This is a genomic window from Pontibacter sp. GD13 (assembly GCF_058216355.1).
The window spans coordinates 263,979-270,128 of the sequence record NZ_JBYZMQ010000004.1; the positions used below are offsets into that span (position 1 = coordinate 263,979).

General features: G+C 47.9%; 8 protein-coding genes and 1 pseudogene. 1 reads left to right on the forward strand and 8 read right to left on the reverse strand.

What is annotated here, in order from left to right:
- Nucleotides 1–114: 114 nt before the first annotated feature.
- From AC4BAN_RS08740 to AC4BAN_RS08750, 3 genes are all read right to left on the reverse strand, one after another.
- Nucleotides 115–888 (reverse strand): enoyl-CoA hydratase-related protein, encoded by a 774-nt coding sequence (locus tag AC4BAN_RS08740; protein ID WP_490564013.1) that lies wholly within the window; start codon nucleotides 886–888, stop codon nucleotides 115–117.
- Nucleotides 889–978: 90 nt separating this feature from the next.
- Nucleotides 979–1,215, reverse strand: a complete 237-nt coding sequence (locus tag AC4BAN_RS08745; protein ID WP_490564014.1) for a hypothetical protein — start codon at nucleotides 1,213–1,215, stop codon at nucleotides 979–981.
- A gap of 154 nt (nucleotides 1,216–1,369) precedes the next feature.
- Nucleotides 1,370–2,644, reverse strand: a complete 1,275-nt coding sequence (locus AC4BAN_RS08750; protein WP_490564015.1) for an aspartate kinase — start codon at nucleotides 2,642–2,644, stop codon at nucleotides 1,370–1,372.
- Between the two features lie 74 nt (nucleotides 2,645–2,718).
- Between AC4BAN_RS08750 and fbp the strand changes: the two genes are divergently transcribed.
- Nucleotides 2,719–3,723 (forward strand): class 1 fructose-bisphosphatase, encoded by a 1,005-nt coding sequence (gene fbp / locus AC4BAN_RS08755; RefSeq protein ID WP_490564016.1) that lies wholly within the window; start codon nucleotides 2,719–2,721, stop codon nucleotides 3,721–3,723.
- A 5-nt stretch (nucleotides 3,724–3,728) separates the two neighbouring features.
- Here fbp and AC4BAN_RS08760 read toward each other — a convergent pair whose 3' ends face one another.
- The 5 genes and pseudogenes from AC4BAN_RS08760 to AC4BAN_RS08780 form a co-directional block, all read right to left on the reverse strand.
- Complete coding sequence (locus tag AC4BAN_RS08760; protein WP_490564017.1) at nucleotides 3,729–4,031, reverse strand: hypothetical protein; 303 nt, start codon at nucleotides 4,029–4,031, stop codon at nucleotides 3,729–3,731.
- Nucleotides 4,032–4,116: 85 nt separating this feature from the next.
- Complete coding sequence (locus AC4BAN_RS08765; RefSeq protein ID WP_490564018.1) at nucleotides 4,117–4,596, reverse strand: DUF5606 family protein; 480 nt, start codon at nucleotides 4,594–4,596, stop codon at nucleotides 4,117–4,119.
- Nucleotides 4,597–4,617: 21 nt separating this feature from the next.
- Nucleotides 4,618–5,025 (reverse strand): energy transducer TonB, encoded by a 408-nt coding sequence (locus AC4BAN_RS08770; RefSeq protein WP_490564019.1) that lies wholly within the window; start codon nucleotides 5,023–5,025, stop codon nucleotides 4,618–4,620.
- Between the two features lie 63 nt (nucleotides 5,026–5,088).
- Nucleotides 5,089–5,694, reverse strand: a complete 606-nt coding sequence (gene yihA / locus AC4BAN_RS08775) for a ribosome biogenesis GTP-binding protein YihA/YsxC (RefSeq protein WP_490564020.1) — start codon at nucleotides 5,692–5,694, stop codon at nucleotides 5,089–5,091.
- 355 nt (nucleotides 5,695–6,049) lie between these two features.
- A pseudogene (locus AC4BAN_RS08780) lies at nucleotides 6,050–6,150 on the reverse strand (IS982 family transposase); the annotation flags it as partial.

Sequence of the window (6,150 nt, forward strand, 5' to 3'; positions counted from 1 at the left end):
CTGCGTTTAGGAATAGTGCCACAAAGGTAAGGTGATAAACCGATAGATGAAAAGTTAATTCCAGAAACCGCTGAAGTCCCGCACAGGCAAGCGCACTAAGGCAACAGCCCCGGGCTATTTCCCCTTAAAGTCTGGTTTGCGTTTCTCTACAAACGCATTCATGCCCTCTGTCTGATCTTCGGAGGCGAAGCAGAGGTAGAAGTTCTTGCGCTCAAAATGCAGGCCTTCGTCCAGTTGCGTTTCAAAGGCCCTGTTAACAGCCTCTTTGGCAAGCTTGGTAGCCACCGGCGACATCTTTGCTATTTCACCGGCTAATTTAAAGGCTTCGTCCAGGTAGAGCTCTACGGGCACCACGCGGTTAACCAGGCCTTGCTTCTCGGCTTCATCGGCTGAGATAAACTTGCCCGTTAACACCATTTCCATGGCTTTCGCTTTGCCAATGGCTTTGGTCAGGCGTTGGGTGCCGCCGGCGCCGGGCATCACCCCGATCTTGATCTCAGGCTGCCCGAACATGGCGGTTTCAGAGGCTACGATCATGTCGCAGGTCATGGCCAGTTCGCAGCCGCCCCCCAGGGCAAAGCCCGAAACAGCCGCGATTATCGGTTTCTTGGTTTTACGAATCTGATCCCAGGTAGAGAATTGGTCTACGTTCAGCATGTCGATGGCAGTTTTGCCGGCCATTTGCTTAATGTCGGCCCCTGCCGCGAAAGCGCGGGCATTGCCCGTGATCACAATGGCGCGCACCTGCTCGTCATCGTCCAGTTCCTTCAGGGCATCACGCAATTCTCCCATCAGCTGTAGGTTCAGGGCATTCAGTTCTTTGGGGCGGTTGAGTTGAATCAGCGCAACATGCGGCTGGGCCTGGGGGGTGACAAGTATAAATTCCATACGTTTACTTTTCTTGAGGTGTAAAACGCCCAAGTTACAGTTTTTCGGTAAACCAGGAAAAAGCAGTGCCGCAATTAAAGGTTTCTATGCTTAAATAGAAGATAGGTTGGCGAATTTGGCGTGTATTGCCTTGGGATAGGGCTGTGACTGGCTTGCAGTGTCCGGGCCTATAGTTGCTCCTGTTGGAATAACCTGGCCGGATGTGTTACGAACACTTGCTGCATAGGGCACAGTGCCTTGTTTCATCCAGACGCCTACCAGTAACAGCAAGGAAAGCACCACTAGCTTAAGCACAAAAGTAAGGGTAAGTTTTTCAGGCTTTTGCATACATGGTAAAATAAGCGGTAAAAGTAAAAGTTTAATATATTATTATGCAAATTTAAAAAAAGGGTTTAGATTATATAGTATTATTTAATATATAATCAAAATTAAAATAATTATAAATTTGCCAATATTATATAAGCCATTGATATGCAGGTGGTTATCTGCAAATAATCTGAAAAGTATGCCTGGTTCGTTGCTCCAGTAATACTTCCTTGCCTGCTAATATATTCTTTATGCTTGCAGTATCATAATTTTTTATGGTAAAAAGGCGAAGGTCTGTATTATAGTAAATAGCGAATTGGTCATGTAGTGCTTCCAAGAGCTGCTGAATCCTATCTGCGTGATAATCTGTACAGACGGAAAACGAGATTGCGGAATTTTGCATTAGGTTTATCTTCATGCGCAGTTCCGACAGCACATGAAAAATGTTGCTCAGTGCTTTTTCGGAGATAAAGGTAAAGTCCTTCACGCTAAAAGATAGCAGGCACTGCTTCTCTTTTATGATATATGCAGGCGCAACTTTTTCAAAGCGGCAGTCGCAAACCAGGGTGCCCTTGCCTGTGGGGTTTAAAAACGACTTTACATAAAGCGGGATTAATTTATTTGCCAGTGGTTTGATCGTTTTCGGGTGAATAACCGAGGCGCCGTAGTAGGCCATCTCCACGGTTTCCTGGTACGATATCTCAGGGTAGCACACGGTATCAGCAAAATACTTCGGGTCTGCATTCATCAGGCCTTCCACATCTTTCCAGATAACCATCTGGTTGGCGTTGAGGCTGTAAGCAAAAATAGCGGCACTAAAATCAGACCCCTCACGGCCCAGCGTAGTGGTACTGCCGGTACTGGTGCCGCCCAAAAAGCCCTGCGTTACGATGAGTTGCTGATCAAGTATAGCCGGTAGATCGCGGTTGATCAGCTGCTCTGTTAATGCCCAGTCTACCCTGGCCTCTCGCCAGTTGTCATCCGTTTTCACATAGGCACGGCTGTCTAGCCAGGTGTTGGGCAACTCCTGCTCCTGTAAATAGTGATGCAGGATGGTAGAGGAAAACATTTCTCCAAAACTCACGATCTGATCATAGCTTTTATCGTAGGAAGCCCCAGGGGATAGCGCCTGCAACCCCTGCTGCAGCTGTGCAAACAGGCCTTGCACCCGCGCATGCACCGGATGGGAGGCAGCAGGAAACAAATCGTGCAGTACGTTCTGATGATAGCTTTGGCAGGCCTGGAGGTCGGCTCTAAAGTCCTGCTGGCGATAAGCCAGCGCAAGGATTTGCTCCAGGGCATTGGTCGTTTTGCCCATTGCCGACACCACCACAAGCAACTGGCTTTGGCCGCCCTGGGTCTTTACAATATGGGCAAGATTTCTGAATGCCTCGGCTGACTTCACAGAAGCGCCGCCAAACTTGTATACTTTCATCCTGTTTGTGCTCATGTGACGTAAAAATATGTATAGTTCGTAATATTGCCTAAAATTGATATTTTTGTAGAAGGATTAATCTTTAATTTATGAATGATAAGCTCGCATTGCCTGTAGGCACCACCCTGGACAGGTTTATAATGAGAAAACAAGAGGACTTTCCGTACGCTACCGGAGAGTTGTCGCAGCTGCTGCGCGATATAGCCCTGGCGGCAAAAATTGTGAACCGTGAGATTAACCGGGCAGGCCTGCTGGATGTTACCGGGGCATACGGCAACCAGAACGTGCAGGGCGAGGAGCAGCAGAAGCTCGATGTGATCGCGAATATCCGATTTATAAGGGCCCTGCGCAACGGGGGCGAGGTATGTGCCATTATTTCCGAGGAGGAAGAGGCCATCATCCACACGGGTAATGTAAAAGGCAAATATATCGTGGCCATAGACCCGTTGGATGGTTCTTCTAACATTGACGTAAACGTTTCGATAGGCACGATCTTCTCTATTTACAGGAGAACATCTGAGCCGGGTATGGAAGGCACGCTGGCAGACTGCCTGCAGAATGGTACGCGCCAGGTAGGTGCCGGTTACGTTATTTACGGCTCCTCCACAATGATGGTGTACACCACAGGTCATGGCGTGAACGGCTTTACGTATGATCCATCGCTTGGCGAGTTTTTCCTTTCGCACCCTAATATCACCACCCCGCAAACCGGCTGTGTTTATTCCTGTAACGAAGGCTGCGCCAACACATTTCCGGAGGGCATCAAAAATTACCTTAATTACTGCAAAGAACAGGATTACTCGGCCCGCTACATTGGCTCGTTGGTGGCTGATTTCCACAGAAACCTGTTGAAAGGTGGTATTTACATTTACCCGGCTACTGCCAAATCGCCTAGCGGCAAACTGCGCCTGATGTACGAATGCAACTCGCTGGCATATATTGTGGAGCAGGCTGGGGGTAAGGCCACCACGGGTTCCAGGCGTATATTGGAGTTAGAGCCGACTGACCTGCACGAACGCAGCCCGCTGGTGATCGGCTCCTCCGACATGGTGGACAAGGTGGAGGAGTTTATCAAAGCCGAGGTAGCGGTATAATATACTTAACTGTAGCGCAGCCGCAGCGCAGCCTTTTGCAGTTCCCGCTTGATGATAAGCCGGGCAACGCGTTCGGCAATTATTTCTGAGTCATCCGCGGTCATGGCCTCCTTTACCCGCTGTTCATCCACATCGATGCGGTACAGAATGTGCAGGAGCCGGTTCAGGTCTGACTGCAGCAAGTGAAGCACGACCCGGGCGAGTTTAAACTCAAGCGCCTCCAGGTTGTTTAATGGCAGGTTGTCCACGTCGAACAGCTTTTGCAGCTGGCTGCTTGCGTTGGCTACAAGGGCAGGCGGGTGTTGCATAAATAAGTATAAGGCAGCGTTTATACTTTCTTAAAATAAAAAGGACACCCTTCATTGCTGGAGGGCGTCCTTTCTTTATTGCAGATTACTTCTTCTTTTTGGCAGGCTTGGCTGCTTTTTTCGCTTTCTCAGGTTCATCTGCCGCTGTTTCAACGGCTTCCTGCTCCTCACCCTCAAAACCTACAAATTTGTTGAGGATCAGATACCAGCTTGCCAGTTTCTTCATGTCAGACACATAAACGCGGTCATCATCGTAGTTTGGGAGCACCGCTGTCATAAAGGCTTTGTACTCTTCGTTGCTTGGTTTTTCGCTTAGGGGCAACTCATCGCCGAACTTCTTATGAACGAGCTCGAAAACCTCCGCCAAAGGCACGGTTCCCTCGTCATCGGTGGTGTAGATAGAGATCTCGTCCAGCAGAGACATCCGGTGGCGCGCCTGCGCTACCATCGTCTTCGGGGTATCCTCAAAGCTCTCCACAATAACACCTGTGCGCGTAGGCTTTACGATCTGGTAAAGGCCACCGAAGCCAGAAATGGCTGCAACTTGTCTTAAATCAATAGGCATAATAAAGTATAAACTGTTTTGTTATAGTTTAAAAACGATTGGGATACTGCCGCTAACGCTAAACCCTGGGGCTTTGAATTTAAGCAGCCTGGCCACGCGCAGGGCTTCTTCGCCGGTGCCGGCACCGGCATTCCGGATCACTTTGAAATCGGAGGTAGAGCCGTCCTCATTGATGGTAAACCCAATAATGCAATCGCCTTGTACACGGTTACGCTTGGCCAGCACAGGGTACTGCAGCTCTTTATAAATAGCCTTGTACATTTCCTCCACGCCACCAGCGTAGTATTCAGCCGCAGGGGGGGTCTTTTCAGGCGTCCACACTTTGGCTTCTTCTTTTTTCTCGTCTTTCTTCGTCTCGCTGGTTTGGGCTGCAGCCGTGAGGGCTGCAAAAGCAAACACAACCAGCAAAAAGGATAATCTAGTTTTCATAAGGGTTAAGGTTAAAATTCTACTTCATTTAAAAGAGCTCCTGCAAATTAATCTGCCCGCCGCTTACTGTTGCTGCATTTGTGCATTTATCTCCTCAATATAGGCCAGCAACTCCTCCCGGCCCGTTTTTTTCTCGGCCGAAGTACGGAACATAGGGGGCAGCTCTTCCCAGGTCTCACGCAATTTACGGGTATAAGCGGCTATTGTTGAGTCTGTTTTAACGGATGACTGCTTATCCAGCTTTGTGAAAACAATGGCAAACGGAACTCCCATGTTACCAAGGTAAGTAATAAAATCAAGGTCTGGCTTCATGGGTTCGTGCCTGGAATCTATCAAGACAAATACACACGTCAGGTTCTCGCGGTTCAGGAAGTAATAGTTGATCATTTTCTTCCAGTCGTCGCGCGAACTTTTACTCACCTTTGCATAGCCATACCCTGGCAAATCGACTAAATACCAGGCATCGTTGATCAGGAAATGGTTGATCAGTTGCGTTTTTCCCGGCGAAGAAGACGTTTTTGCCAAACCCTTCTGTGCGGTAAGCATATTGATCAGCGACGACTTGCCAACGTTTGAGCGTCCAATGAAAGCATACTCCGGCTTATCTGGCGCCGGGCACAGCGATACTTTGGTATTACTCATCAAAAACTTTGCCTCTTTAATTATCATGCTTTCCGCCTTTTCAAGAATCCTGATCTTAGTAAGTGTTTTTCAATCAGAATAAAAATGTGTACCAAGCGCCAACCCCGCAAAGAGGCCGCACGCGCTAGACAAAGTTACGCTTATTTTTTATAAACATGATTTACCCCGCAGCCGCTACAAAATAACGGCGAAAATTTGGGTAACGTATGCCAGTCGCCCACAAAAACGGCAGGGTACGTATAGGTTATATAGGGAAGTGGGGCCGAAATCTTTGTAATTGTACGGTGTCGTTAATGGAGAATTTTTACAATTAAATTTCTGTTTAGAGCAGTTTAAGATATTTGTATCTGGAATAGTTATATTAATTAACTCAAGTTGCGAGTTATTGGATGATTTGATTTAATGTATAGGCAAATATAAAGAGGATAAGTTTGAGGATGAACCCTTTGGCAGTTACGGCATGGATTTTCTTAGGGAAGAAGG

Bases quoted from the DNA above. Each gene is read 5' to 3' on its own strand.
- AC4BAN_RS08740 (WP_490564013.1), bottom strand. From the start codon at position 888: ATGGAATTTATACTTGTCACCCCCCAGGCCCAGCCGCATGTTGCGCTG.
- AC4BAN_RS08745 (WP_490564014.1), bottom strand. From the start codon at position 1,215: ATGCAAAAGCCTGAAAAACTTACCCTTACTTTTGTGCTTAAGCTAGTG.
- AC4BAN_RS08750 (WP_490564015.1), bottom strand. From the start codon at position 2,644: ATGAGCACAAACAGGATGAAAGTATACAAGTTTGGCGGCGCTTCTGTG.
- fbp (WP_490564016.1), top strand. From the start codon at position 2,719: ATGAATGATAAGCTCGCATTGCCTGTAGGCACCACCCTGGACAGGTTT.
- AC4BAN_RS08760 (WP_490564017.1), bottom strand. From the start codon at position 4,031: ATGCAACACCCGCCTGCCCTTGTAGCCAACGCAAGCAGCCAGCTGCAA.
- AC4BAN_RS08765 (WP_490564018.1), bottom strand. From the start codon at position 4,596: ATGCCTATTGATTTAAGACAAGTTGCAGCCATTTCTGGCTTCGGTGGC.
- AC4BAN_RS08770 (WP_490564019.1), bottom strand. From the start codon at position 5,025: ATGAAAACTAGATTATCCTTTTTGCTGGTTGTGTTTGCTTTTGCAGCC.
- yihA (WP_490564020.1), bottom strand. From the start codon at position 5,694: ATGATAATTAAAGAGGCAAAGTTTTTGATGAGTAATACCAAAGTATCG.